The following is a 26263-nucleotide window of genomic DNA, read 5'->3' as shown; positions in this document are numbered from 1 at the left end:
GGTCAGAGCGCTTCCACCGTGTGGTTCATGTTCGTGTAAATGCAGATTTCTCCGGCGATCGCCAGCGATTTGCGCACGATCTGCTCGGCCGAGAGGTCGGTGTTGTCGATCAGCGCCTTGGCCGCCGACTGGGCGTAGGCACCGCCCGAACCGATGGCGATCACGCCGTCTTCAGGCTCCAACACGTCGCCATTGCCGGTGATGATGAGCGAAGTCGTGGCGTCGGCCACGGCCAGCATGGCCTCGAGCTTGCGCAGCACGCGGTCGGTGCGCCAGTCCTTGGTGAGCTCGACCGCTGCGCGGGTCAGGTGACCCTGGTGCTTCTCGAGCTTGGCCTCGAACCGCTCGAAGAGCGTGAAGGCATCGGCCGTGGCGCCGGCGAACCCCGCCAGGACCTTGCCGTGATAGAGCCGGCGCACCTTGCGCGCCGTGCCCTTGATGACGATGTTGCCGAGAGTGACCTGCCCGTCCCCGCCGATGGCGACCTGATCGCCTTGGGGGGTCTTGCGGCGCACGCTCACGATGGTGGTGCCGTGAAACTGTTCCATCGCAGCCATCTGGGGGTGGGCCAAGGCAATGCAACCCCTGTGGTCGGACAAGCTGCTGGCGGAAAACACGGCCGCGCAGGGGCCGCGGACGCCCCTTTGGGCGGGTCAGTTCTTGCGGACGGCGACCGTGGCGTGGTCCGTGATGCCGATCAGCCCGAACAGCGCAGCGATCAGCCGATGGGCGTCGACGAACTGCACCCGTTCGCCATTCGCATCGCGCTCACGGACCCAGCTCAGCAGCGTGCCGGCCGCCGTCAGGTCCATGCGCAGCAGGGCCGCGCACGAGATGACCGGCGCCGTCGTGTGGCGCAGGTCGTGGTCCAGGCGCTGCCAGCACGACAGCGAGTCGCCGCGCAGGTCGCCCGCCAGCGCGGCAAAGCCGCTGTCGGTGGACGGGAAGCTCTCGGAATCGCCCCCGACCGACAGCAGCGACCACACCGAACTCGGCCGGCTCGCCGGCGGCGCGGCCAGCGAGGTGCACTCGCCCTTCGGGTCCTGCCAGGACGGCGGCGACACCTCGTAGGTGATGCAGTAGTTGAGCGCCACCAGCTCGAAGTCGTCGGGCAGGTGCATCATGCGCAGCGCCGCGAGGCGCAGCTGCCACCAGGCGTCGTCGGGATGGCGCTCGTTGTTGGGCGTGGCCGCGGCCAGCACGGTCATGAGCTGCGAAGCGCCGAAGAAGCGCAGCTGCACCGGCGAATCGGACCAGTGCGCGAACAGGATGCGCAGCGGCGCGGCGGCCGGCGGATCGATCTCGGTGAGCGCGCGCCAGTCGAGCGTCCAGACCATGCCGGCCTGCGAGAGCGCGCGCGTGAGCGCCATGAGCCCTTCGCGCGTCAGGTGTGCGGGGCTGGCCCAGTCGGCGGCGCCGGTCGTGTCGGAGGCCGCTTCGGCGTCCTCGCTGGCGGTGACGGCCTTCACGCTGCGGGCAAGCTCGTCGAGCGAGACCCAGTCGGGGCCCATGCGCTTCATGCGCTGCGCATAGCGCATGCGGGCAGCCGCGAACTTGGCGGCGTCGCCGGTGGCGCGGTACAGGTCGAACAGCGCGCGCCAACGGGCGTCGTCGCGCTCCAGCGTGGCGGCGGCGGCGCCGTCTTCGGTGGCGGGCGCGCCTTCGGCGGCGAGCGCCTGCAGCAGGATGGCTTCGGCGCCGGTGTCGTCGCCGTGCGCGAAGCGGATCACTGCTTCTTCGAGCGCGCCATCGTGCGCGAGCCGGGACGGCTGCGGCGCGGGGGCAGCTGCTGCAGCAGCAATCGGCGGCGCTGTGGCCACGGGTGCGGAAGCGGCCGGCTCGGCTGGCAGCTGGTCGCCGCCACTGTCGACCGGCGGCAGCGTTTCAGCGCCCGCGTCCGGCGGCGGATTGACCAGCGTCTCGCCGTTCGGCCCGCGGCCCTTCCACCACTGCTGCGACATCTGCTCTTCGATCTCGTCGATCTTCTTGAGCGTGAGTGCGCGGCCCTCGGGCTTTTCGGAGGTGCTGTTGAGGTTGAACGACGACGGCGTGACCGTGGCCTCGAAGGCATGGGCCGCCGCCTCGCGTTGGCGCAGCTTGCGCAGCATGTCGAACTCGCGGCGGCGCACGAAGTCGTTGCGCTGGCGCCGCTCGATCATTTCCTTCAGCATCTCGCGGCTGTAGGTCTGCTCGGGCAGCGACGAGTCGGAGGACGGGGTGTCCAGCTCCGACCAGTCTTTCAGGGGATTTCGAACGAACTTGGCCACCTTCGAAAAAAGGCGGCCTGACTCTTCCTTTGGCATTCAGAGAAGGTTATCGAAAGCGCGAATTTCGCTCTACCTTGCTGCTGTTAATCCCCGAACATTTTCTGCTTCAGCTCGCGGCGCTGCTGCGCTTCGAGCGAGAGCGTGGCGGTCGGGCGGGCCAGCAGGCGGCCGACGCCGATGGGCTCGCCGGTCTCGTCGCAGTAGCCGTAGTCGCCGGCGTCGATGCGCTGGATCGACTGCTCGATCTTCTTGAGCAGCTTGCGTTCGCGGTCGCGCGTGCGCAGTTCGAGCGCGTGCTCTTCCTCGATGGTGGCGCGGTCGGCCGGGTCGGGCACGACCACGGTGTCTTCGCGCAGGTGCTCGGTGGTTTCACCGGCGTTCTCGAGGATGCCGCGCTTGAGTTCTTCGAGCTTCAGACGGAAGAACGCCATCTGCTTGTCGTTCATGTACTCGTCGTCGGGCATCGCGATGACCTCGGCGTCGCTCATCTCGGCGGGCGTCTTGGTCTTCCAGTTGTTGGCCAGCTTCGGGTCCTTCTTGACGGCCAGGGGCGGCGGCGGCACCAGCGCGGTGGAAGGTGCCTGCGAGAAGCTGGATTTGGCGGCGGTCGAGGCCACGGATTGCGGCATCGAGGGCACGGTGAGTTGCGACAGCCGGGACACGCGGCCACCACGCGCGGCGGGAGCGGGCGTAGCGGGGATCGAGGGTGTCGCCGGGGCGGAAGAAGAGGCGGCAGCCGTTTTTTTCATGGGGGTCGGGGGAGCAGAAAGGGTGGCCGCAGGACGGCCGACCGGTTGGGATGACGTAGGCGCCGCGCCCGCGGATTTCGTTGCGGGCTTGGCGGACTTCTTGGCAGCCGCGGTCCCGGTCTTGGCCGGGGTTGCCGCAGGCTTTTTGGCAGCGCTTTTCTCTTTCGCGGCAGGTGCAGCAGCAGCGGTGGCGGAAACCTTCTTCGCCGCGGGTACAGCCTTCGCAGCCGGCGCCTTCTTTGCGGCGGGCTTGGTGGCTGGCGTGGCCTTGACGGCGGGTTTCTTCACGGTGACTGGCTCCTTGTACGAACTGGAACGCGCTTTCACTGGGTGTCTCCTCCCAAGGGAGTCGTTGCGGGTGTCAGGCCGCGCGGGCTCCACGTGTCGGGGGGCGTCCGCAGGTGGGCGAACCCCGGGGTTATACCCCCGAAAGCCCGCCAAAAACCCTTGGCGCCCCGTGCCGTAAGTCATATCTCGCCCCTGTGGACGAAGCATGGCTCCCGGAACAGGCGCGCGATTGTATAGAGAACTCGAAACGCAGCGCCATTGGGTACCGCACTGCCCTGCTCCGGTAGCATCGCGCGGCGCCACCGGAGGAGGCGGCGCAGGCACGGTGTGCCCTCCGGGAGGCGCCGCACCCGCCATTCAAATACAACTGATCGGAAAGAAATCTTGAGCAAAAAAGCAGTATTGGGAGTCCTGGCCGCGGCCATCGCCGTCGCCTACGGCGGCAGCACCTGGTGGGCCGGCACGCAGATCAAATCGAGCTATGACGTCGCGCTCGGCGAACTGCCGAAGCAGACCGCGCTGGTGCGCGTGATCGAGCGCAGCTACGAGCGCAACTTCTTCGGCGCCGTGAGCACGGTGACGCTCGAGCTGGGCTGCCCGGCCGAAGCCGCCACCGCCCCTGCCGCATCGGCCCCCGCCGCCGCGCCGGCCGCAGCCACGGCCGACGTCGCCCAGGCCACGACCGAAGGCGAGGAAGAAGAGCCGAGCGAAGACGACAGCGACGCCGTGGCCACCCCGCCCAAGCCCGTGCGCATCACCTTCCGCGACACCATCCGCCACGGCCCGATCGCCGGCGCCACGCTGGCCGCGGCCGTCATCGACAGCGAGCTGGTGCTCGACGCCAAGGCACAGGCCGAGGCCGAAAAGCTGTTCGGCAAGGCCAAGCCGCTGACCGCGCACACCAAGGTCGGCTTCGGCGGCGGCTTCACCAGCGACCTCACGGTCGCGCCCGCGAAGCTGGCCGAAGAAGGCAAGGGCGAATTCGCCTGGCAAGGCGCACAGGCCCGCCTGGACATGAACGCGGCTCGCACCCACCTGCGCTACGACATGACGATGCCCGGCCTGGACGTCAACACCGCCTCCAAGGGCGTGCAGGTCAAGATGGGCAAGTTCACCGCCAAGGCCGACATGGACGGCAGCGCCGGCTGGCTCCTGGCCACCGGCAAGTCCGAAGGCCGTCTCGACAGCTTCGAGCTGAACGCGCCCAAGGGCCTGGTCCCCGGCGGCGAGGGCGCCGCCCCCGCCAAGGCGATCAAGGTGCTGCTGCAGAGCATCGACCTGACCGGCGAAGCCACCATCAAGGACGGCCTGTACGCCTCCGAAGGCGCCTTCAAGGGCAAGGGCAAGGTCAACGAGACCACCATCGACAAGTTCGAGATCGCCAGCAGCGCACGCCGCATCCAGGCGGCCGGCTACAAGAAGCTGGCCGACGCCTGGCTGCAATCGACCGACGGTGCCGGTTGCGGCCAGCGCAGCAAGGGCCAGAAGGACGCGATGCAGGCGCTGATCAAGCAGCTCGCGCCCGACCTCAAGGCCATGGCCAAGCACAGCCCCGAAGCCGGCCTCGACCGCATGCTGGTCGAAATCGGTGGCCAGAGCGCCGAGCTCAGCTACTCCGTGGCCCTCGCCGGCGTGACCGACGAAGACCTGAAGCTGCCCGGCAACGCGCTGGTGCTCCAGCGCGGCGTGCTCAAGGCCAATGCGCGCGTGCCCGTGAAGTGGATCGAGAAGCTGGCCGAAACCGGCGCCGAGAGCAGCCAGATGCCGCCGCCTGAAATGGTCGCGGGCCTGATCGAACAGGCCGAGCAGAACGGCTACGTGAAGCGCGCGGGCGACGACGTGGTCAGCCAGGTCGAGTTCAGCGAAGGCCAGCTCAAGCTCCTGGGCAAGCCGATGGGGAATTTCGGCAAGTAGCCGTTGTCTGCCCCATGAAAAACGGCGCTGACCTCTCGGTCAGCGCCGTTTTTTCGTTTCAAGCGGGCGTACTCAGACCAGGCACTGCTCCAGCCCCTGCTCCAGGATCTCGCGCGGCAGCTCGATGCCGATGAACACCATGCGGCTCTGGCGCGCCTCGTCCTTGCCCCACTCCGGGCCCAGGTCGCTGCCCATGAGCTGGTGCACGCCCTGGAAGATCACCTTGCGCTCGGTGCCCTTCATGTTCAGCACGCCCTTGTAGCGCAGCATGCGCGGGCCGTAGATGTTCACGATGGCGCCCAGGAAGTCTTCGAGCTTGGCCGGATCGAAAGGCCGGTCGGCCTTGTAGACGAAGCTCTTCACGTCGTCGTCCGTGTGGTGATGGTGGCCGTGGCCCTCGTGCTTGTGCGAGGGGTGGTCGCACGCCTCGCCATGCGCGTGGTCATGGTCGTGATGGTCGTGGTCGTCTTCCTTCAGGAAGTCGGGATCGATGTCCAGCTTGGCGTTCAGGTTGAAGCCGCGCAGGTCGAAGATGTCCTTCAGCGGCACGTCGCCGAAGTGCGCCTTCTGCTGCGGCGCGCGCGGGTTCATGTGCTTCAGGCGGTGAATGAGCGCATCGGTCTCTTCGGCCGACACCAGCTCGCTCTTGCTGATGAAGATCTGGTCGGCAAAGCCCACCTGGCGGCGCGCTTCCTGGCGGTCGTTGAGCTGCTGGGGCGCATGCTTGGCGTCGACCAGCGTGAGGATCGAGTCGAGCAGGTAGCTCTCGGCGATCTCGTCGTCCATGAAGAAGGTCTGGGCCACCGGGCCGGGGTCGGCCAGGCCGGTGGTCTCGATCACCACGCGGTCGAAGTCGAGCAGGCCCTGGCGCTTCTTGGCGGCCAGCAGTTGCAGCGCCTCGCGCAGGTCTTCGCGGATGGTGCAGCAGACGCAGCCGTTGCTCATCTGCACGATCTGCTCCTTCGACTCGGTCACGAGGATGTCGCTGTCGATGTTCTCTTCGCCGAACTCGTTCTCGATGACCGCGATCTTCTGGCCATGGGCCTCGGTCAGGATGCGCTTGAGCAGCGTGGTTTTGCCCGAGCCGAGAAAGCCGGTCAGGATGGTCGCGGGAATGAGGGCCATGGAAAAGTGCTCCGGAAACGGAAAACAGAAAAAGGCGGGGGATTGGCGGGCAGTTTAGCCAATGCCACTGAGTTGCGTTGCCGACGGGGTCAAGCCCTCGTTCACAGGGGCTTTCTCACCACGACCAGCCCCTTCAGGTACTCCCCTTCCGGGAACTCGATGGTCATCGGGTGGTCGGGCGAGGCGCCCAGGCGCTCGGCGATGTAGCCGTCCACGCCGGCATCGAGCCCGGCCGAGGCCACGATCTTGTGGAACAGGTCGGCGCTGATGCCGCCCGAGCAGGAAAACGTGAGCAGCACGCCGCCCGGCTCCAGCAGCTTGAGCGCCAGGCGGTTGATGTCCTTGTAGGCGCGCGCCGCGCGCTCGGCGTGCGCCACCGTGGGCGCGAACTTCGGCGGGTCGAGCACGATGGCGTCGAAGGTGCGGCCCTGGTCGATGAACTCGCGCAGCACCGTGTTCACGTTGGCGTCGAGAAACTCCGTGGCAATGCCCTGCCCTTCGAAACCGTTGAGCGCCAGGTGCGCGCGCGCCCGCTCGAGCGCGGGTTGCGACGAATCGACCGACACCAGCGAGGCGCCCTCGAGCGCCCCGGCCGCCTTCAGGCCCGCGAGCGCCGCCACGGTGAAGCCGCCCGTGTAGCAGAAGCAGTTGAGCACGCGCCGGAAGCGCCGGTGCTGCGCCAGCTCGGCAAAGCGCTGGCGGCTGTCGCGCTGGTCGAGGTAGAAGCCGGTCTTGTGGCCGGTGGCGATGTCCAGCGACAGCTGCCAGCCGTGCTCGCGGATGGTGATCTGGGTCGGGCCCTCGCCGCGCAGCCAGCCCGTGACGGGCTTCAGGCCTTCGCGCTCGCGGCCGCTGGCGTCGGAGCGTTCATACAGTTTGGTGAGCCCCGTGGCCTTGAGCAGCGCATCGGCCAGCACGTCTTTCCAGCGCTCCACGCCGGCCGACAGAAACTGCGCCACCAACGTATCGCCATAGCGGTCGACGATCAGCCCCGGCAGGCCGTCGGCCTCGCCGTGCACCAGCCGCACGCCGTCGCTCTGCAGGTCGAACAGGCCGCGCGCATGCACCGCGCGCGCACAGACCGTGGAAAAAAAAGCAGCGTCGATGCGCTGCTTCTCGTCAAAGCTCCAGGCCCGCGCCCGGATCTTGGAGGTGGGGCCGAAGGCCGCCCACGCGAGAAAGTGGCCGTCGTGCGACTCCACGCGCACCGTTTCCCCCGAGTCCGCGCCGCCGCGCGCGATGGCGGATTCGAAGACCCAGGGATGGCGGCGTTGGAGCGAGCGCTCCTTGCCCGGCTTGAGGCGGAGGGTTTTCATGGGAGATGAATGAAAGAAGAAATGAAAGACGAAAGAAAACGAGGCAGGCGACGGGTGGCGGCTACTTGCCGTCCTTGTCCGGCCGGGCCTTGGCGCGCGGATGCGCCGCGTCGTAGACCTTGGCCAGGTGCTGGAAGTCCAGCCGCGTGTAGACCTGCGTGGTCGCGATGTTGGCATGGCCCAGCAGCTCCTGCACCGCGCGCAGGTCGCTGCTCGACTGCAGCACGTGGCTCGCGAACGAGTGGCGCAGCATGTGCGGATGCACCGGCGCGGCCAGGCCGGCCTTCAGGCTGCGCTCGCGCAGCAGCTTCCACACGGCCTGCGACGACATGCGCGCACCGCGCGCGCTGACGAACAGCGCCGGCTCCTGGCGCTCGCCGCGCACCGCGAGCCAGTCGCGCAGCGCCTCGGCCGCCTTGCTGCCCACGGGCACGCTGCGCCGCTTGCTGCCCTTGCCGAGCACGTGGGCTTCCATGGCGTCGAGATCGACCCAGCCGCGCGCCGTGGCACTGGCCTGGGCGTCGAGCCCCGTGAGCTCGCTCACGCGCAGGCCGCAGCCGTAGAGCATTTCGACGATGGCGCCGTCGCGCGCTTCGGTCCAGGGGTCGGCCTCGGGGTCGTACAGCTCGGCCAGGCGCACCGCGTCGTCCACGCCCAGCGCCTTCGGCAGCGGCCGGCCCGCCTTGGGCGCGTGCACGTCCTGCACCGGGTTGAAGCCGATCAGCCCTTCATGGCCGAGCCAGCGGTAGAAGCTGCGCCAGCACGACAGCACCAGCGCAATGCCGCGCGGCTCGCGCCCGGCGCTGTGCAGCTGCGCCATCCAGCGGCGGATGTGGGCGGTCTGCACGCGGTCCAGCGGCAGGTTGGCCTCCGCGGCATGGTCGGTCAGCGCGCGCAGGTGGAAGGCATACAGCTCGACCGTGCGCGGCGCGAGCCGACGCTCCACGCGCACGTGTTCGAGATATTTGTCGATCCATTCCATGGTGTCGTCGTGCTCCGTGCGGCGCCCGGGCCCGTTAGCTGGAACTAGAACAGATAGCCCAGCGATGCATTGTTCACGATCGCCGCCGGCTCGCGCAATGCGCCCTTGAACAGCATGCCCCAGCGGCGCCAGCACGAGGTGGGCGCGGCGGCGTACTGCACGTCGAAGGCCTGGTCGAAGCCGCTGGCACGCACCAGGCGTTCGATGCGCCACAGGTGGTAGGGCTCCGACACGATGATCACGCTGCGCACGCCCTTGGCCTCCAGCAGCGTGCGCGACAGCGACAGGTTGGCGCGCGTGGACGACGACACCGACTCCAGCACCATCGGCCCCGTGTAGCCCTCGGCCGTGGCGTGGTCGCGCATCACCTCGGCCTCGATGCGGCCGTCTTCCACGTCGACGCCGCCCGAGAACACCAGCGTCTGCGCGCGACCGGCGCGCGCCAGCACGATGCCCTGGTCGACCCGGCCCGTGAGGCAGGGGTTCGGCTTGCCGTCGAGGTAGGCGCGGTTGCCCAGCACCAGCGCCACGTCGGCCGCGCGCGGCATCGGGCCGGCCAGGGCGGCCTCGGCGCGCTGCCAGATCACGCCCGCGATGGCGGCATACGTCAGCACGCCGGCCAGCAAGACCACGCACAGGCCGGTCAGCCAAGGCCGGCGGCGCCACCCGCTTCGCGCGGAACGGCTCAAGGGCGCAGCCGCGACAGCGCGCCCGACGACAGCTCGGCGATGCGCTCGAGAAAGTCGGTGCCCATTTCGGCGTTGAAGCGCTGCGCGTCCGGCGAGGCCAGCACCAGCAGGCCGAAGGCCGGCGATTCGGCGTCGGCGCGCAGCGGAATCAGCGCGATCGATGCGGCGCCCTGCGGCTCGGGCAGCCAGTTGGCCGCCTCGAAGCCCGCGTTGAGCCCGCAGTACGGCGAAGTGAGCGAGGTGGCCAGCGCCTTCACGTCGTCGCTCACCCACTGGGCATAGGCTTCGTTCAGGTACTCGGTGCCGCAGTCCCACACCTTGATGGCCGTTTGCGGCACCAGGAACAGCGACTGCAGGTCGACCGCGATGCGGTACGGCAGGCTGCGCGGGTCGCGCGTGGTCAGCAGGCCCTTGGTCCAGCGCTGCAGGCGGTCGGCGATGACGACGTTTTCGGTGCCGTGGCGCACCATGTCCATCAGGCGGTGCTCCAGCGCTTTGATCTTCTCGCGCAGCATCTCGGCCTGGCGCTCCTGCAGGCTCACGGCGCGGTTGCCGTGCGGGCTGGTCAGCTGCACCTGCGCCAGCAGCTGGGCGTGGCGCTCGAAGAAGTCGGGGGTGTTCGACAGGTAGTTCGCGATGTCGTCTTCGGTGATCGGGTTCATGGCGTTGTTGTCGTGGGTGAATGGGGTCATGGCTGTTCCGAAATGTCGGGCACGTCGATCTCGCCCTCGAACACCGTCGTGGCCGGTCCTGTCATGAGCACCGGCCGGCCGTCGCCCTGCCACTCGATCGTGAGAATGCCGCCGTGCGTCTGCACGTCGACACGGGAATCCAGCAGCCCCAGGCGAATGCCCGCCACCACCGCCGCGCAGGCGCCCGTGCCGCAGGCCAGCGTTTCGCCGGCGCCGCGCTCGAACACGCGCAGCTTGATGTTCGTGCGGTCGACCACCTGCATGAAGCCGGCGTTCACCCGCTGCGGAAAACGCGGGTGGTGCTCGATCTGCGGGCCCTGCTCGGCCACGGGCGCGGTGTCGACGTTGTCGACCACCTGCACCGCGTGCGGGTTGCCCATGGACAGCACCGCTACCGAAACGATAGCGCTGCCGGCCCGGGTGCCCAGGGCGAGGTGCCAGGTCTGCCAGTCGCCCCGGTGCTGCGGGTCGAGCCCGGCCGTGTCGAAGGGCACGCGCACCGGCTCGAAGACCGGGGCGCCCATGTCGACCGTCACGCGGCCGTCGTCGCCCATGCGGGGTTCGATCACGCCGGCCAGCGTCTGCACGCGCACGTCTTTCTTCTCGGTCAGGCCGTGCTCGTTCACGAAGCGCATGAAGCAGCGCGCCCCGTTGCCGCACTGCTCCACCTCGCCGCCGTCGGCGTTGTGGATCACGTACTGGAAGTCGATGCCTGCAGCGGGCGACGGGCGCACCGTGAGGATCTGGTCGGCGCCGACGCCGAAATGGCGGTCGGCCAGGAAGCGGTACTGCGCGGCCGCGAGGCCCAGCGTGCCGCGCGTTTCGTCCAGCACGACGAAATCGTTGCCGGCTCCCTGCATCTTGGTAAAGCGGATTCGCATCGCCGGATTATCGCCACCGGCGCCGCCCTTCGCGCCGGAAGGGCCGCAGGGCGCAGCCCTTTCGACACACCCGGCCTCAGCCCTGGATGAACGCCAGCAGGTCCGCGTTGACCTGCGCCGCGTGCGTGGTGCAGGTGGCGTGCGGCGCGCCGGCGTACAGCTTGAGCTGGCTGCCCCGGATCATTTCGGCCGCCAGCTTGCCGGTGGCCTCGAAGGGCACGACCTGGTCGTCGCCGCCGTGGATCACCAGCGTGGGCACGTCGATCTTCGCCATGTCGGGGCGAAAGTCGGTCTCGGAGAACGCCGTCACGCAGTCGATGGTGGCCTTGATCGAGGCCTGCAGCGCGATCTGCAGCGTCTGCTTGAACACGCCCTGCGACACCTTCGCGCCCGGGCGGTTGGTGCCGTAGAACAACGTGCTGAAGTCGTCGATGAACTGCGCCCGGTCGGCGGCCAGCCCGGCGCGGATGCCCGCGAAGAGCGACGCCTCGGGGCCCACGGGATGGTCGGCGGTCTTCATGAACAGCGGCGTCACCGCGCTGATGAGCGCCAGCTTGGCCACGCGCGCGCTGCCCTTGCGGGCGATGTAGCGCGTGACGTCGCCGCCGCCCATCGAGAAGCCCGCCAGGATCACGTTTTTCAGGTCGAGCTTTTCGATCAGCTCGGCGATGTCGTCGGCGAAGGTGTCGTAGTCGTAGCCGGTCCAGGGCTGGCTGGAGCGGCCGAAACCGCGGCGGTCGAACGCGATGACACGGTAGCCGCGCTCGGCGAAGAACAGCATCTGGGCGTCCCACATGTCGGCGCTCAGCGGCCAGCCGTGGCTGAAGACGATGGGCTGGCCGCTGCCCCAGTCCTTGAAATAGAGCTCGGTGCCGTCGCGAAGGGTCAGTGTGGTCATGGTTTTTCCTTGAGATGGGCGAAAGGGTGAAAGGGAAAGAGAAAGAGTCCGCGCCGCTCAGAGCGCCAGAAAGTGATGCACCTCGGGCTTGCCCGGGCCGATGTGAAAGCGCAGCGCCTCGGCCTGCAGGTCGGCGTCGGCGTGCGACACGCGGTGGTGCTGGCGCAGGTGCTCGGCCCACGACTCCACGAGGAACCACTCCATCACGCGCTCGGCGTCGGTCGTGTGCTCGTGCACGCCCCAGGCGTAGGCGCCGTCGCGGCGGCGCTCCAGCGACAGGCGCTTCATCGCATCGAGGAACGCCGGCCGGTCTTCCTTGCGGATGCGGTACTCGACCTGGATCATCACGGGCCCGCGGTCGTGCGCCACCGGCTCGGCCAGGAGCGGCTCGGGCCAGTGGTTCGAGGCCTGCAGGTCGGCCTCGCCGGCGGGCAGCCGCACGCGGTGGAACACCAGCCCCATCACCACCAGCCCCGCGGCGCCCGCCACCAGCGTGGCCGGCACGCCGATCTGCTGCGCGACCAGGCCCCAGCCCAGGCTGCCAGCGGCCATGGCGCCGTTGAACACCGTGAGGTACACGGCCAGCCCGCGCCCGCGCACCCAGTTCGGCAGGATCGACTGCGCCACCCCGTTGAGCGTGGTCAGCGCAATGATCCAGCCCAGCCCGAGCACGCCCAGCATCGGCACCGCCAGCCATTGCGGCGGTGCGAACACCAGCGCGCCCATCACCGCGGCCGTGAGCAGCGAGGCCAGCAGCAGCATGCCGTCGGCATCGAGCCGCGCACGCAGCCGCGGCATCACCAGCGCGCCGCCGATAGCACCCGCGCCCACGGCGCCGAGCAGGATGCCGTAGAAGCTCGCCGTGCCGCCCAGCATCTGGCGCGCCACCAGCGGCAGCAGCGCCCACACCGAGCTGGCGAACAAAAAGAACACCGCCGCGCGCAGCAGCACCACGTGCAGCTCCTTGCTGGCCCGCGTGTAGCGCAGGCCCGCGCGGAAGGCGCCGAAGAAGTTCTCGGACAGCCCGCTGTCCACCGCCGCCGGGCGCTTCCACCACAACAGCGCCGCGATCACGAACACGTAGCTCAGCACGTCCAGCCCGTAGGTGGCGGCCGCGCCGAAGCTCGCGAGGATCAGCCCGCCCGCCGCCGGCCCGATGGAGCGCGCGATGTTGATGCCCAGCGAGTTCAGCGCCACCGCGCCCTTGAGCTCGCTGCGCGGCACCAGCTCCGGCACGATCGATTGCCAGGTCGGCCCCATGAGCGCCGCGCCGATGCCGCCCACGAAGGTCAGCGCAATCAGGTACTCGACCGTGAGCGTGCCCGTGTGCGACAGCACCAGCAGCGTGCCGCTCACCGCGGCCAGCAGCACCTGCACGAAGATCAGGAAGCGCCGGCGGTCGAGGATGTCCGACAGCACGCCCGCCGGAATCGCCAGCAGGAAGATCGGCAGCGTCGCCGCCGTCTGGATCAGCGCCACCGCCGTCGGGCTGGCCGACAGGTCGGTCACCAGCCACGAGCTGGCCACGTCGCGCATGAAGCTGCCGATGTTGCCCAGCACCGTGGCGGCCCACAGCACGGCAAAGACCGGCTGGCGCAGCGGCGCGAAGGCGCCGGCGGCTTTGGCTTGGGGCTCAGTCATCGTGGCGCTCCTGGAGGTCGAGCCAGGCGACGAGCACGAAGCCGCCGACCAGGCCCAGGTGTTCGAAGAAGGAGTTGGCCGCCATGAAGCGTTCCTGCCCCAGCGGCATCTCCCAGAAACGCAGCGCGACGAAGGTCGCCATGAGCGTGAAGCCGCCCAGCGCGAGCGCGCCGAGCCAGCGCCAGAAGCCGGTGAGGATGAGCGCCGCGGCGCCCAGCTCCAGCACGATCACCGCCACGGCCAGCGGGCCGGCCGGCGCCAGGCCGAAGTGGTTCATCTCGGCGATGGCGGCGTTGAAATCCAGCGCCTTGTTCAGGCCGCCTTGCAGGTAGGCCGCGCACAGCAGCAGCAAGGCGATCCAGCGCACGGCGGGCGAAAGGGTCCAGTGCATGGCCTTCATCACACCGCCCAGCAGGCGCAACCCAGCGCGCCCCAGAAGCTCTTCAGGTCGGCGATGGGCAGCTTGCTGCTCCAGGCCGTCGCGTGGCTGTGGCCGTGCACGTTGCAATCGTTGGCACAGGCGCACGACATCGCGGCGTTGCGCATCACCTTCTGCAGCGGTGCCCCCTCGGCCGTGTCGGCCCAGCCCGCATAGCCGCCGAAGGTGCGCGCGGGCGACCAGTCGGGCATGGCGGGCGGCAGGCCGCCTTCGTCGTGCGCGGCGAACGGGCCGGCGCCGTAGACGACCTTGCCGCCCACCATCGTGAGCAGCGCCGTGGTGTCGGCAATCTCCGATTCGGCGCAGGCGAAGAAGTCGCGGTCGGGCACCACCAGGTCGGCCAGCTGGCCTTCCTGGATGCGGCCCTTCTTGCCCTCCTCGTTCGAGAACCAGGTGACGTTCTCGGTCCACATGCGCAGCGCCGCCTCGCGGTCCAGGCAGTTGCGCTGCGGGTACAGCTGCATGCCGCCCACCGTCTTGCCCGTGACCAGCCACGACAGCGACACCCACGGGTTGTACGAGGCCACGCGCGTCGCGTCGGTGCCGGCCGACACCTTCAGGCCGCGCTCGAGCATCTTCTTGACCGGCGGCGTGGCCTCGGCCGCGCCGGGGCCGTAGCGCTCGACGAAGTACTCGCCCTGGTAGGCCATGCGGTGCTGCACCGCCACGCCGCCGCCGAGCGCGGCGATGCGGTCCATCGACTTCTCGGAAATCGTCTCGGCATGGTCGAAGAACCAGTTCAGGCCGGCCAGCGGCGTGTCCTTGTTGACCTTCTCGAACACGTCGAGCGAGCGGCTGATGGTTTCGTCGTAGGTCGCGTGCATGCGCCAGGGCCAGCGGTTCTGCGCCAGGATGCGCACCACGCCTTCGAGGTCGCCTTCCATCTCGGGCGCCATGTCGGGGCGCGGCTGGCGGAAGTCTTCGAAGTCGGCCGCCGAGAACACCAGCATCTCGCCCGCGCCGTTGTGGCGGAAGTAGTCGTCGCCCTGCTTGTACCTGGAGTTGGCCGTCCAGTTCAGGAAGTCGTCCTTCTCGGCCTTGGGCTTCTGCGTGAAGAGGTTGTAGGCCAGGCGGATCGTGAGCTGCCCGTCGTCGTGCAGCTTCTGGATCACCTCGTAGTCGTCGGGGTAGTTCTGGTTGCCGCCGCCCGCGTCGATGGCGCCGGTCACGCCCAGGCGGTTGAGCTCGCGCATGAAGTGGCGCGTGGAATTGAGCTGGTAGTCGAAGGGCAGCTTCGGCCCCTTGGCCAGCGTGGCGTACAGGATGGCCGCGTTCGGCTTGGCCAGCAGCAGGCCCGTGGGGTTGCCGGCGCTGTCGCGCACGATCTCGCCGCCGGGCGGCGCGGGCGTGTCCTTGGTGTAGCCCACGGCGCGCAGCGCGGCGCCGTTGAGCAGCGCGCGGTCGTACAGGTGCAGGATGAACACCGGCGTGTCGGGCGCCACCGCGTTCAGCTCGGCCAGGGTCGGCAGGCGCTTCTCGACGAACTGGTGCTCGGTGAAGCCGCCCACCACGCGCACCCACTGCGGCGCGGGCGTGATCGCCACCTGGCGCTTGAGCATGCCCATCGCGTCGGCCAGGCTCTTCACGCCGTCCCAGCGCAGCTCCATGTTGTAGTTCAGGCCGCCGCGAATGATGTGCAGGTGGTTGTCGATCAGGCCCGGCAGCACGCGCTGGCCCTGCAGGTCGATCACGCGGGTCTGGCTGCCGGCCAGCGGCAGCACGTCTTCGGCGCGGCCCACGCGGGTGAAGCGGCCGTCCTTGATGGCCACCGCGTCGGCCGTGGGGTTGGCACGGTCCAGCGTGGTGAAGCGGCCGTTGCGCAGGATGAGGTCGGGGGTCTGGGTGGTGGCCATGGTGGATGCGGGTGCGAGGGAGGTGGCTGCAAAGGCGCCGAGGGCGCCCAGGAAGTGGCGGCGTTGCGGGTCGGGGGCGTTCATGCGTCGCTCCGCTCGGACGGGCGGCTGCCGGCGGCGGCGGACTTCACCGCCCCGGGCTGCGCGCAGGTCGGCAGCGCGCCGAACACGTGCGGCTTGACCTGGTCATGCAGCCACGAGGTGGCGGCCGGCCGGTCGAACACCTGCCGCACCAGCGGCGGGATCTGCTCGCCGAGCAGGATGCCCAGCAGGCCCACCAGGGCGATCACCGGCGGCGCCGGCGAGCGCACCTGGAAGAGCGCGTAGATCACGCCGACCAGCAGGCCGAGCGCGAGGGAAACGACATAGGTCTTCATGGTCGGTCGGCCTTGCGGGTGCTCTGCGCTCAACCCTCGTGGGCGCCGAACATCGTCTTGGCGTACGTCACGCCCAGACCGTAGGCGCCGCCCACCTTCTTCGCAATACCGGTCGTCAACTCGTAGGTGTCGCCACGCGCCCAGTCGCGCTGCAGCTCCAGCAGGTACTGCAGCGAGGTCATCGGCTGCGCGCCGGCCTGCACCATGCGCTCCATCGCGCGGTTGTGCGCCTCGGTGGACACGTCGCCGCAGGCGTCGGCAATCACGTACACCTCGAAGCCCTGGTCCAGCGCCGACAGCGCCGGGCCCACGATGCACACGCTGGTCCACAGGCCCGCCAGCACGATGCGCGGCTTGCCGATGGCGTTCACGCGCTCGATCACGGCGGCGTCTTCCCAGGTGTTCATCGAGGTGCGGTCCAGCATCTTCTGGCCCGGGAAGGCGTCGGTGATCTCGCTGAACATCGGGCCCGAAAAACTCTTCTCGGCCACGGTCGTGAGGATGGTCGACACCTTGAAGCCGGCCGCCGCCTGCGCCACCAGCGCGGCGTTGTTGCGCAGGTTCACGGCGTCGATCGAGTGCGTGGCAAAGGCCATCTGCGACTGGAAGTCGATCATCACCAGCGTGTGGTCGGTGGGGGTGAGCAGCTTGGCGCCGGCGGTGGGGGTGGCTTGGACGGTCATGAAAGGCTCCTTCGGCAAAGTTGGGTGCGTGGATATTCGATTCGGTTCACAATCGCTTTCGGAGGGAATCTCCTTGGCGTGGGCTGAATCATCCGGTGCACGCAGGGCCCCATCGACGAAACTTTTCACCATCAATGATCGAAGTTTTCGATCATTCCTTTTGCTGCGAGGAACGCCCCGTGCTCAAGCTCACCCTGGAAGCCATCGAGGTCGTCGACGCCATCGCGCGCCACGGCTCCTTTGCCGCCGCCGCCGCGCGGCTGAACAAGGTGCCCTCCACCATCTCCTACGCCGTGGGCAAGCTCGAGGAGCAGCTGGGCATGCTGCTGTTCGAGCGCAACGGCCCGCGCGTGACCCTCACCGCCGCCGGCGAAGAAATGCTCAAGGAAGGCCGCTGGCTGCTGGGCGCCGCGAGCGACCTCGAATCGCGCATGCGGCAGATTGCCACCGGCTATGAATCAGAGCTGCGGCTGGTGCACGACTCGCTCATTCCCACGCAGGCCTTCATGGACGACATCCGCGCCTTCGAAGACCTGCGCTGCGGCACGCGGCTGCGCATCGGCTGCGAGGCGCTCACCGGCAGCTGGGAGGCGCTGCGCGAGGGCCGCGCCGACATCGTCGTGGCCGCGGGCGAAGGCCCGGCCGGCGGCGGCCACCAGGCCGTGGCCGTGGGCAGCCTCGAGTTCGCCTTCTGCGTCGCGCCCACCCACCCGCTCACGCGGCTGAAGCGCCCCGTGCAGCGCGGCGACCTCATCGACTGCAACGCCATCGTGGTCGGCGACACCGCGCGCACCCTGTCGGACCGCACCGTGGGCCTCATGGCCGGCCAGCCACGCATCACCGTGCCGTCGATGGCCGCCAAGGTCGCCTGCCAGGTCGCCGGGCTGGGCCACGGCTTTCTGCCGCGCGCCTGCATCGCCGACGAGCTGGCACGCGGCACGCTGGTCGAGCTGCCGACCGAGGAACCGCGCGCACCCGAAGCCTTCTGGCTCGCGTGGAAGACCGGCGCGCAGGGCCAGGCGCTGCGCTGGTGGCGCGAGCGGCTGCACCGCACGCTCGTGCCCGCGCTGCTGCCGCGTTCGTTCCTCTGAAGAAAAAGAGAGCTTGTCGCTCAGCCGCCGGCGCGCAGCTTGTCGAGTGCCCGGTCGAGAAACGCCAGCCGGTCTTGTCCCCAGAAGCGCTCGCCGTTCAGGATGAACGTGGGCGCGCCGAACACGCCGGCTTCCACCGCGTCGGCGCTGTTGGCGCGGTACACGGCCAGCACCTCGGCCGACTGCTCCAGCGCCTGCAGCGCCGCGCCGTCGTAGCCGTTCTCGTCGGCGATCGCGATGCGCACCGCGGCCTGCGCCGTGTCGCGCTCCTCGGCCCACAGCGCGCGGAGCAATGCGTGCGACAGCGGCTGCGCGTCCAGGCCCTGCAGCTGGGCGGCGATCACCATCCAGCCGGGGTACTTGTTCCAGTTGGGGTCGGTCGGCGCGCCCTTCGGGTAGTGCGCGGGCTCCAGGTTCATCGGCATGCCGAGGTGATCGCGCCAGCGCGACAGCTCCAGCGCGTGGTACGTGCGGCGCGGCTCGGGGCGCGTCTTCAGCGGAATGCCGCCGGTCTGCGGCACCACCGCCTGGAAGTCGTAGGGCTTGAGCGTGAGCTGCACATGGTGGCGGCGCACGATGTCTTGCAGTTGCGGGCCGCCGAGGTAGGCCCAGGGCGAGGAGAGGCTGTAGTAGCAGTCGAGGGCGATCATGCGGGGATTATCTTCAGCCCCCGGCCGGCGCGCCGTGCGCCCCGGCCATACACCTCGCAACGCACCGCCTCGCGAACGCGGTGAAACTACGCCCCTTGCGCGTTGCTGCGTGGTTGCGCATCGGCCGGGCCCTGCCCTTGCGATGCACCGCCGCCACTTTTCCGGGAGCCCTGATTTGCAGCCGAAGACCCAAGCCAAGATTGCCCGCATTGCCCTGTCGGCCTCGGCCGCCGCCATTGGCAGCCTGGCCGCCTACTGGACCCTGCTCGCCACGCGACAGGGCCACATTCTTTTCAACGCCCGCAAGCTGCCCGTGGTGCATCTGTCGGAAGACTTCTCGACCTACTCGCACCCCGTGCCCGGCGGCATGGTGCGCGGCTACGTGTATCACCCGCAGGGCGAAGACGCGCTGCAGGACCTGTTCATCTACTTCGCCGGCCGCGGCGAAGACGTGCGCGCCACCGCGCAGATGCTGCACTGGCTGCCCGAGGGCTTCGGCTTTGCGGCCCTCAACTACCGGGGCGTGGCCGACTCGCAGGGCGCGCCCTCTGAAATCGCCTCCGTGGCCGACGCCGCCCAGTTCGCCAGCCACCTGCGCCGCGCCTTTCCGCAGGCACGGCTGCACGTGGTGGGCCGCAGCCTGGGCACCGGCGTGGCCATCCAGCTCGTGGCGCGGCAGGAGTTTGCGAGCCTGCAGCTCATCACCCCCTACGACTCGCTGCTCGAAGTCGCCAAGAAGCGCTTTCCGCTCGTGCCGCTGTCGCTGTTGCTGCGCCACCGCTTCAACTCCATCGAGCACAGCAAGGAAGTCGCCGCCAAGACCCAGGTGCTGCTCGCCGCGAAGGACGACGTGGTGCCGCACGAACGCTCCGAAAAACTCATCGCCGCCTGGCCCACGCCCGTGAGCGTGCAGACCGTGTCGAACTCGGACCACCACAACATCACCGGGCTCGAAGAGACCTGGCTGATGCTGGTGGACTTTGCGTTGACGGCGGTGTTGCCGGAGACGAAGGCGGCTTGAGGATTGCGGGCTGGTCGTGAGGCAGAGGCTTCACGCCGGCCGCCGGGGGCTAGGCCGGCTTGAGCGAGGGCTGCGCTTGCAGCGCATCGCGTACGGCGCCGGCTGTTGCGTTGACGGTGGCGATGCGCGCCATCAACGCTTCGTTGAGCAGGCGCAGCAAGGCGCTCAGTTCGGTGCGGGTGGGGGCGAGCTCTTCGCTGTCGTTCAGGGCGCTGGTGTCTACGAGCTTTTCTAGCGCGGTGTAGGCGCGCATTACTGCGTTGAGGTTGTCGGCGTCGTCGCAGGCTTGCAGGGCGAGGTCGTCGAGGGAAGCGGAGGGAATGCGAGATTGCGCGCAGGCGCGAGCGGATTCAGCCATGAGATGGACTCCAAGTTGCGCAGAGGTTCATCAGGCTTCCAAACCCGGTCGCACTACCGAGCGCGACGAGAAACAGTATATCTATAGATAAGCCGACAGCGCTTCAATAGATAGCACTCCAGCAGTGCTGTCGATTTTCAAGATTAGCAATAATCTCAAATGGCATTCTCCATAAGAGAAAATAACGCACCCAATTCCGCGTCATTGACATCCTCCATCAAAATTCTCTCACGCTGTCGAACGTGAGTAAATGTTGATGACCTGCCAGACGCTTGTCGCTGCTCTTCCCGAAGAAATCCTGTTTCTCGCAATGCGGAAGCAAGGGCATTCCAATACGGATCTTGAAGAATTTTATCGGCCTGAATATCGTCACCGGCGCGTAACCAATAGCTTCTAACTCGACAAACTCTGCCGAGAAGACGATAAATTGAGTGAGACTTCAGTTTTGGCGAAGCAAGCCCTGTTGCAACGCTTGACTCCGCGTTCCGGCCTCTTCTTTCGAGCCAAAGGGTGACTTCATTGCCCGAGGAAAAATCCGCCTCATTCTCTGTTGACAGAATCTTTGGAATTGGAAAATTGGAAGGGAAACGCGAAGCGTCGTTTGCTATCAAACTAGAGATACTACATTTCTCAAATTCAATTTGACTCAAATCCGCACTTCGACAATCCAATTGGTGGATTATGACATTTTTCAAAACCACGCCAGCGGATGTTCCACGGATCACGGCCTCATCCACCTCAAAATCAACAATTTGATCGCCGACCTTCATCGCAGGAAGAGTTGCCAACAGGAGTGCTCCTGCATTTCTCGTAGCTCGATCCGAAGCCGCATGCACATTAGATAAACCAATTGCGCGATTCAAGAAGCTTTGCAACTGAGGTGCATCTGCCGCTTTCGCGGCAACCTCAACAAAAACAGCAAGAAACTCCGACCCCAGAAGATTTCTTCGTATGAACTTTGGTAACTCGCCCCCCCCAACGGCCTGAATAGCTGCCAACGATAAAAAGTAGTTCTGCAAATGCGAATGCATGAACCCTTTATAACCCAATCGCTCATCGGGCTTCAAAAATCCAACTACTCCTGCTCGGTTTTTTATCAATCGAAGAATATCATCAGCAACACCTCCATCCAACGTTACTTCGACAATCCATGCCAGAGCGGAATCATCAATCGCCTCGGTCTGACCGTCTGCCATATCTCGCGCTGTTTCGATCAAGAAACGAAGCAAGAAATTTTCCATTCCTTCTTTCGAAAGAACTGAGACCACATTATCTCCAAAAAGCGCAGCCTCACGTTGAATCATGTGTTTGACAAGCAGAGGAGTAAGATAATTCTCACTCTCTGCGCGCATTTCTTTGGGCTTAATGTGCTCGGCAAACAGTGTCAAAAAAACCGGGCGCAGCGCAAATGATCCATCTTCTAAAAGAGCTGTGATCGCTGGGGCTTGAAAATGAACATCTGTCCAGCCCTTAGTGCGCAACCAGTTTTTTGCTTGCTCCGCAGTCGGTGGATTAAGGGTTACCCCTGTTACAACATCCACTCCCGCACGCAGTGACTGGACATCTCTGAAAAGACGCGTTCGTCCTAGAAATGTGTCACGCCCCGAAAGAATCACAATCCCTTTTCCGCGGATGCTATGAATGAGATCGTTAACCTGACTCCAAGCAAGTTCATACCCATTCGGATCTCCAAGCTCATCAAATCCATCAATGGCGACAACTATCAATCCGTGTTTTGCAAGAATTGGAACTTGATCGTAGGTGACTGTCGACCGCAGCGTTTGAAGGCTAAACGCCATCAAATCTTGTAAGTTTGACAAGATGCGCCCGCGACTCTTAACGTGAAGAATTAGAGGCTTAAAAGCCGTGCGAAAATTTGCAGCGCGAGCGAGTGCGAGTTGCTCAACTAAGTTTGTTTTTCCAATACCCGCTGGTCCGTCAATGAGAAGTACCTCGGCAGCATCATCGCCACGAGGCTCCATCCCTAACAGAGAATTTATTTGCTCCGACCCCTCAATTCGATCGCCTTTGTGTGTACCAGCATTAATAGGCAAGAGTTTTTTCGCATCCACTGTGCCCTGCTTCAAGACCTCCGCCTGCATATCTGCCCAACGTCTCAAATTGGCAAAATCTTCTGACGCCAACAAAGCCGAAAACGAAGCAAATCCTCGAGGTGGAAACCCTGCTTTGGAAAGTTGAACTTTCCCCGTCACCGAATCAATCACAATTTTCATCACTCGCCCATCCCGAGTGATTTGAACGGCGAGGTCTTTGGATTTATCTGAAACTTTAGGCTGACTGCTACCAATATCAGCAAACGGGGAAAGGTCTGCAAGAAGGCTATCGCGACTAATCATTGTTGTCTCACAGTCAGTAATTCGAGTCTCAAAAAGGTGCCGCTTCTTCGGCGAGAGTGAATCAGCAACGCTCGTGCTCCATGAGGATGCAAAAGAGCTTCGGCAGTAAAAATTGGCGGGACAAGATCGTCATCCTCAGCAACAACGACTATCCAGTCTCTTGGTTCGTGAAAAGCCGTATAAACAACGTCTGTTGCCAGTGCCGTGTCTACCATTTTTTCACCATCTAAGCGATTTTGCGTTCTAAGAGTATTTGGCAAATGAATTGCAAGACTTGGATGCATTCGCCCAGGCAACGCACCGAGAAGACAGTCGCCATATCCAACATTTTCCTGAAATCTAACGTTTGGAATTGACGACAAGCTGGAAAAATCAGCGGCAGCAAGGACTGTTTTTACGGCTTTTTTGTTCGCTGATGGCTCGAACCCTCGATGCCACCCATGATATAGCCTCAAGCCCACTGAAAATTTTGCTTCCCGGTTGAGGCTAGCGAGGCTTAGAGCGACCCGCCTGGTGGTCCTTTCCAGGACACTTCGTGCCGTTCCTAGTGGGTCCTTCTTGGCATCCAACCCGCTCAGATGAATTTGAGAGTTCCAATCCACAAAGGCTAGAACTTGGATAAATCTATTTGAAGCCTCTCTACCCAAAATCAGATTATTCAATTTCAGCAAAATCTTTACTCTCAATGGAATTGAAACTCAACAGGCTGCAGTCATGAATTGATTCAGCAAATCAATACGGAGCCACAACAAATCGGGACGCCACTACTCGCGCGAGGCTAACGCCAGCATTGTGCTTCTCATTCTGAGCTAGAGATAATTTTCTCTACGCTACGGCACCTTTGTTCCTCGATAAATTCCTTATTATTGACTTGAAGGCAACTATCTTCTAACTCAAACCCCATTTATCGGCAAAGGTAACCGCAAGACACTCCTCCTCATCCCAGAAGGAGTGCTCTCATGCCAATCGCCTTGCTCGCGCTGACCCTCAGCGCCTTCGCCATCGGAACGACCGAGTTCGTCATCGTTGGCCTCATTCCCACCGTCGCTGCCGACCTCGGCATCGGCCTTCCCTCGGCGGGCCTGCTGGTCAGCCTCTATGCGCTGGGCGTTGCCATTGGCGCGCCGGTGCTCACGGCCCTCACGGGCAAGCTGCCGCGCAAGGCGCTGCTGCTCGGGCTGATGGCGCTCTTCACGGTCGGCAACCTGCTGGCGTGGCAGGCGCCCAGCTATGAATCGCTGATTGCCGCCCGCGTGCTCACGGGGCTGGCGCACGGGGTGTTCTTTTCGATCGGCTCGACGATTGCCACCGGCCTGGTGCCGAAGGAAAAGGCGGCGAGCGCCATCGCGATCATGTTCACGGGCCTCACGGTGGCGCTGGTCACGGGCGTGCCGCTGGGCACGTTCATCGGGCAGCACTTCGGCTGGCGCGAGACTTTCCTGGCGGTGTCGGCGCTGGGCGTGGTCGCCTTCATCGGCAGCTGGATCTTCGTGCCGGGCAACATCCGCCACACGCCGCCGGCCTCGCTGGCGCAACAGGCCAAGGTGCTGGCCGAGCCGCGCCTGCTGCTGGTGTATGCCAAGACGGCCATCGGCTACGGCGGCTCGTTCATTCCGTTCACGTTCCTGGCGCCGATCCTCACCGACGTATCGGGCTTCAGCGCCGGCGCGGTGGGCTGGGTGATGCTGGTGTACGGCATCTCGGTGGCGGTGGGCAACATCTGGGGCGGCAAGCTGGCCGACCGCATGGGCCCGATTCCGGCGCTGAAGATCATCTTCGCGCTGCTGGCGGTCGTGCTGCTGGTCTTCAACTTCGCAGCGCCGCACAAGTGGCTGGCGCTGGTGGCGGTGCTGATGTGGGGCGCGGTGGCGTTCGGCAACGTGCCGGGGCTGCAGGTGTACGTGGTGAAGCAGGCCGAACGCTTCACGCCGCAGGCGGTGGACGTGGCCTCGGGCCTGAACATCGCGGCCTTCAACCTGGGCATTGCGGGCGCGGCCTGGGCCGGCGGATTGATCGTGACGCACCTCGGGCTGATGCACACGCCCTGGATCGGCGCACTCGTCGTGCTGGTCTCTCTGGCCCTCACGCAGTGGAGCGGCTCGCTCGACCGCCGTGCCGGCATTCCGGTGCGCGCCTCGGGGCCGGTGCCGGTCGGGCACTGAGCTTTCCTCTTCTCTTCTTTTTCTTTCTTTCTTTGAACACAAGGCACACACACGCCATGACCACGAACAACAACACCCCCATTCCCGCCTTCGGCCTCGGCACCTTCCGCCTGCAGGGCCAGGTGGTGATCGACTCGGTGAAGAACGGCCTCGACCTGGGCTACCGCACGATCGACACGGCGCAGATCTACGGCAACGAAGCCGAAGTGGGCCAGGCGATTGCCGAAAGCGGCGTGGCCCGCAGCGAGCTCTTCATCACCACCAAGATCTGGACCGACCACTACGCGAAGAGCAAGCTGGTGCCCAGCCTGAAAGACAGCCTGGCCAGGCTGCGCACCGACCATGTGGACCTGACGCTGATCCACTGGCCCTCGCCCGCCAACGCGGTGCCGGTGGCGGAGTTCATGGGCGCGCTGGCCGAGGCCAAGGCGCTGGGGCTCACGAAGCAGATCGGCGTGTCGAACTTCAACATCGCGCTGATGCAGGAAGCCATTGCCGCCGTGGGCGCGTTGGCCATCGCCACGAACCAGATCGAGCTGCACCCCTACCTGCAGAACCGCAAGGTGGCGGCCTTCGCGCAGAGCCAGGGCATTCGCATCACCTCGTACATGACGCTGGCCTACGGCAAGGTGCTGAACGATCCGGTGATCGGCGCGATTGCCACGGCGCACGGCGCCACGCCCGCGCAGGTGGTGCTGGCCTGGGCGATGCAGCTGGGCTACGCGGTGATTCCGTCGTCGACGAAACGCGCGAACCTCGAAAGCAACCTGAAGGCGCAGCAACTGACGCTGACCGAGGCCGAGATGGCGCAGATCGCCGCGCTCGACCGCGGCGAGCGGCTGACCGATCCGCAAGGGCTGTCGCCGGCGTGGGACTGAAGCGCTGGCACGGGGCGTAGCGCCGCGCGGCAGAATGCAGTGACCCTCGGGGCGCCCCCACGGGCGCCCTTTTTCTTCTGCTTCTTTTCGCTTGCCAGCCATGACCGACCTCCACACCCGCATCTCCGACAGCTTCAACGCACAGGGCCTGATGGCCACGCTCGGCGCGCGGCTGGTGCATGTGGGCGACGGCGAGGTGCACATCGAGATGCCGTTTTCAAAAGCGCTGTCGCAGCAGCGCGGCTATGTGCATGCGGGCGCGGTGACGAGCATCGTCGACAGCGCCTGCGGCTACGCGGGGCTCACGAAGGCGCCGCAGGGCTGCGACGTGGTGACGGCGGAGTTCAAGATCAACTTCATGCGGCCCGCGCTGGGCGAGCGCTTCCTGGCGGTGGGCCGGGTGCAAAGCTCGGGCAAGCTGCTCGCGGTGTGCACGGGCGAAGTGCGTGCCTTCGCGAAGGCGGGCGACACGGACTACAAGGTGGTGGCGATGATGCAGGCGACCATCGTGAACGTGCCGCAGTGAGCGAACGGCACCCCGCTTCGAGCGGCTAGCAGCGCGGCGTGACGGTGATTTCGCTGGGCTGTTCCTGTTGCTGCTGTGGCGGCTTCTGCTGCTCGGCGATCACCGCGCGGCACAGCGCCTGCAGTTCGGCCGCGACGATGTCGGGCGCCTTGCGCAGCTCGGCAATGTCGCGCTCGCCGACGCAGTGGCCTTCGAGGCGCACGTAGATGCGACTGAAGTTGCCCCCGAGCGCGCGTGCAATGTCGCGCAGGCAATCGGCGACGCTGGCAAAGCCGGTGTGGCTGTACGAGCTGGGCGGGATCACGCCCTTGGAGCGCGGCGCGCGCACGGAATACAGGTACGACGCGCCTTCGGACCGCAGCTCCACCACGGGCTGCAGACCGCGCTGAACGTCGCCGTTGCCTTGCTTTCCTTGCATGGGGCGGA

At 66.1% G+C, this 26263-nt stretch carries 26 protein-coding genes; 6 read left to right on the top strand and 20 right to left on the bottom strand.

The window, feature by feature from the left end:
• Window positions 1–2 precede the first annotated feature (2 nt).
• The 3 genes from hslV to dksA all read right to left on the bottom strand — a co-directional run bounded on the left by hslV (window position 3) and on the right by dksA (window position 3016).
• Window positions 3–548: an ATP-dependent protease subunit HslV gene (gene hslV / locus AC3WQM_RS13070; protein ID WP_042578379.1), complete on the bottom strand. Its 546-nt coding sequence runs from the start codon at window positions 546–548 to the stop codon at window positions 3–5.
• A 105-nt stretch (window positions 549–653) separates the two neighbouring features.
• Window positions 654–2267: an STAS domain-containing protein gene (locus AC3WQM_RS13065; protein ID WP_492679223.1), complete on the bottom strand. Its 1614-nt coding sequence runs from the start codon at window positions 2265–2267 to the stop codon at window positions 654–656.
• An 83-nt stretch (window positions 2268–2350) separates the two neighbouring features.
• On the bottom strand, window positions 2351–3016 hold the full coding sequence (gene dksA, locus AC3WQM_RS13060; protein WP_489059348.1) for an RNA polymerase-binding protein DksA: 666 nt from the start codon (window positions 3014–3016) through the stop codon (window positions 2351–2353).
• A gap of 672 nt (window positions 3017–3688) precedes the next feature.
• Between dksA and AC3WQM_RS13055 the strand changes: the two genes are divergently transcribed.
• Window positions 3689–5218 carry a YdgA family protein gene (locus AC3WQM_RS13055; protein ID WP_492679221.1) on the top strand — a complete coding sequence of 510 codons (1530 nt, stop codon included), beginning with the start codon at window positions 3689–3691 and terminating at the stop codon, window positions 5216–5218.
• A 72-nt stretch (window positions 5219–5290) separates the two neighbouring features.
• Here AC3WQM_RS13055 and AC3WQM_RS13050 read toward each other — a convergent pair whose 3' ends face one another.
• From AC3WQM_RS13050 to AC3WQM_RS12995, 12 genes are all read right to left on the bottom strand, one after another.
• Complete coding sequence (locus AC3WQM_RS13050; RefSeq protein ID WP_307695610.1) at window positions 5291–6343, bottom strand: CobW family GTP-binding protein; 1053 nt, start codon at window positions 6341–6343, stop codon at window positions 5291–5293.
• Between the two features lie 101 nt (window positions 6344–6444).
• Window positions 6445–7659, bottom strand: coding sequence for a class I SAM-dependent rRNA methyltransferase (locus tag AC3WQM_RS13045; RefSeq protein WP_070060137.1), 1215 nt, complete (start codon window positions 7657–7659; stop codon window positions 6445–6447).
• Window positions 7660–7720: 61 nt separating this feature from the next.
• Window positions 7721–8641: a tyrosine recombinase XerC gene (locus AC3WQM_RS13040; RefSeq protein WP_369644760.1), complete on the bottom strand. Its 921-nt coding sequence runs from the start codon at window positions 8639–8641 to the stop codon at window positions 7721–7723.
• A 44-nt stretch (window positions 8642–8685) separates the two neighbouring features.
• Window positions 8686–9330: a YdcF family protein gene (locus AC3WQM_RS13035; protein WP_235926882.1), complete on the bottom strand. Its 645-nt coding sequence runs from the start codon at window positions 9328–9330 to the stop codon at window positions 8686–8688.
• A complete protein-coding gene (locus AC3WQM_RS13030; RefSeq protein WP_489059355.1) occupies window positions 9327–10022 on the bottom strand; it encodes a DUF484 family protein in 696 nt (231 codons plus the stop codon). The genes AC3WQM_RS13035 and AC3WQM_RS13030 overlap by 4 nt, the downstream gene beginning before the upstream one ends.
• Window positions 10019–10903 (bottom strand): diaminopimelate epimerase, encoded by an 885-nt coding sequence (gene dapF / locus AC3WQM_RS13025; protein WP_492679219.1) that lies wholly within the window; start codon window positions 10901–10903, stop codon window positions 10019–10021. The genes AC3WQM_RS13030 and dapF overlap by 4 nt, the downstream gene beginning before the upstream one ends.
• Before the next feature lie 76 nt (window positions 10904–10979).
• Window positions 10980–11801: an alpha/beta fold hydrolase gene (locus AC3WQM_RS13020; RefSeq protein ID WP_492679217.1), complete on the bottom strand. Its 822-nt coding sequence runs from the start codon at window positions 11799–11801 to the stop codon at window positions 10980–10982.
• Between the two features lie 57 nt (window positions 11802–11858).
• Window positions 11859–13442 (bottom strand): MFS transporter, encoded by a 1584-nt coding sequence (locus AC3WQM_RS13015; protein ID WP_492679215.1) that lies wholly within the window; start codon window positions 13440–13442, stop codon window positions 11859–11861.
• A complete protein-coding gene (locus AC3WQM_RS13010) occupies window positions 13435–13833 on the bottom strand; it encodes a DoxX family protein (RefSeq protein WP_492679213.1) in 399 nt (132 codons plus the stop codon). Before AC3WQM_RS13010 ends, AC3WQM_RS13015 begins: the two co-directional genes overlap by 8 nt.
• Before the next feature lie 8 nt (window positions 13834–13841).
• Entirely contained in the window at window positions 13842–15734 is a 1893-nt protein-coding gene (locus AC3WQM_RS13005; RefSeq protein WP_062474293.1) for an amidohydrolase, read from the bottom strand.
• Window positions 15735–15814: 80 nt separating this feature from the next.
• Window positions 15815–16111, bottom strand: coding sequence for a DUF1427 family protein (locus AC3WQM_RS13000; protein WP_492679211.1), 297 nt, complete (start codon window positions 16109–16111; stop codon window positions 15815–15817).
• A 29-nt stretch (window positions 16112–16140) separates the two neighbouring features.
• Complete coding sequence (locus tag AC3WQM_RS12995; protein WP_062474264.1) at window positions 16141–16794, bottom strand: hydrolase; 654 nt, start codon at window positions 16792–16794, stop codon at window positions 16141–16143.
• A 179-nt stretch (window positions 16795–16973) separates the two neighbouring features.
• Between AC3WQM_RS12995 and AC3WQM_RS12990 the strand changes: the two genes are divergently transcribed.
• On the top strand, window positions 16974–17885 hold the full coding sequence (locus AC3WQM_RS12990) for a LysR family transcriptional regulator (protein WP_492679210.1): 912 nt from the start codon (window positions 16974–16976) through the stop codon (window positions 17883–17885).
• Window positions 17886–17905: 20 nt separating this feature from the next.
• Here the strand turns inward: AC3WQM_RS12990 and AC3WQM_RS12985 are convergent, their stop codons facing one another.
• Entirely contained in the window at window positions 17906–18535 is a 630-nt protein-coding gene (locus AC3WQM_RS12985) for a 2-hydroxychromene-2-carboxylate isomerase (RefSeq protein WP_492679208.1), read from the bottom strand.
• Window positions 18536–18710: 175 nt separating this feature from the next.
• On the opposite strand from AC3WQM_RS12985, the gene AC3WQM_RS12980 reads away from it, so the two are divergent.
• Window positions 18711–19556 (top strand): alpha/beta hydrolase, encoded by an 846-nt coding sequence (locus AC3WQM_RS12980; RefSeq protein WP_489059366.1) that lies wholly within the window; start codon window positions 18711–18713, stop codon window positions 19554–19556.
• 49 nt (window positions 19557–19605) lie between these two features.
• On the opposite strand, the gene AC3WQM_RS12975 is transcribed toward AC3WQM_RS12980, so the two are convergent.
• From AC3WQM_RS12975 to AC3WQM_RS12965, 3 genes are all read right to left on the bottom strand, one after another.
• A complete protein-coding gene (locus tag AC3WQM_RS12975; RefSeq protein ID WP_492679206.1) occupies window positions 19606–19914 on the bottom strand; it encodes a hypothetical protein in 309 nt (102 codons plus the stop codon).
• Between the two features lie 155 nt (window positions 19915–20069).
• Entirely contained in the window at window positions 20070–22271 is a 2202-nt protein-coding gene (locus AC3WQM_RS12970) for an NACHT domain-containing protein (protein ID WP_492679204.1), read from the bottom strand.
• Window positions 22268–22933, bottom strand: a complete 666-nt coding sequence (locus AC3WQM_RS12965) for a PIN domain-containing protein (RefSeq protein ID WP_492679202.1) — start codon at window positions 22931–22933, stop codon at window positions 22268–22270. Before AC3WQM_RS12965 ends, AC3WQM_RS12970 begins: the two co-directional genes overlap by 4 nt.
• A 297-nt stretch (window positions 22934–23230) precedes the next feature.
• Between AC3WQM_RS12965 and AC3WQM_RS12960 the strand changes: the two genes are divergently transcribed.
• The 3 genes from AC3WQM_RS12960 (at window position 23231) to AC3WQM_RS12950 (ending at window position 25837) form a co-directional block, all read left to right on the top strand.
• Window positions 23231–24433: an MFS transporter gene (locus tag AC3WQM_RS12960; protein WP_492679200.1), complete on the top strand. Its 1203-nt coding sequence runs from the start codon at window positions 23231–23233 to the stop codon at window positions 24431–24433.
• A gap of 56 nt (window positions 24434–24489) precedes the next feature.
• Window positions 24490–25311, top strand: coding sequence for a 2,5-didehydrogluconate reductase DkgB (gene dkgB, locus AC3WQM_RS12955; protein ID WP_492679198.1), 822 nt, complete (start codon window positions 24490–24492; stop codon window positions 25309–25311).
• A 100-nt stretch (window positions 25312–25411) separates the two neighbouring features.
• Complete coding sequence (locus AC3WQM_RS12950) at window positions 25412–25837, top strand: PaaI family thioesterase (protein ID WP_070060148.1); 426 nt, start codon at window positions 25412–25414, stop codon at window positions 25835–25837.
• Window positions 25838–25862: 25 nt separating this feature from the next.
• Here AC3WQM_RS12950 and AC3WQM_RS12945 read toward each other — a convergent pair whose 3' ends face one another.
• The gene (locus AC3WQM_RS12945; protein WP_492679196.1) at window positions 25863–26255 is read right to left on the bottom strand and encodes a hypothetical protein; all 393 of its coding nucleotides are present in this window, start codon (window positions 26253–26255) and stop codon (window positions 25863–25865) included.
• Window positions 26256–26263: the final 8 nt, after the last annotated feature.

The organism is Variovorax sp. FW301-JW7 (assembly GCF_058788795.1).
This window is presented reverse-complemented; position numbering and strand designations above follow the sequence as displayed.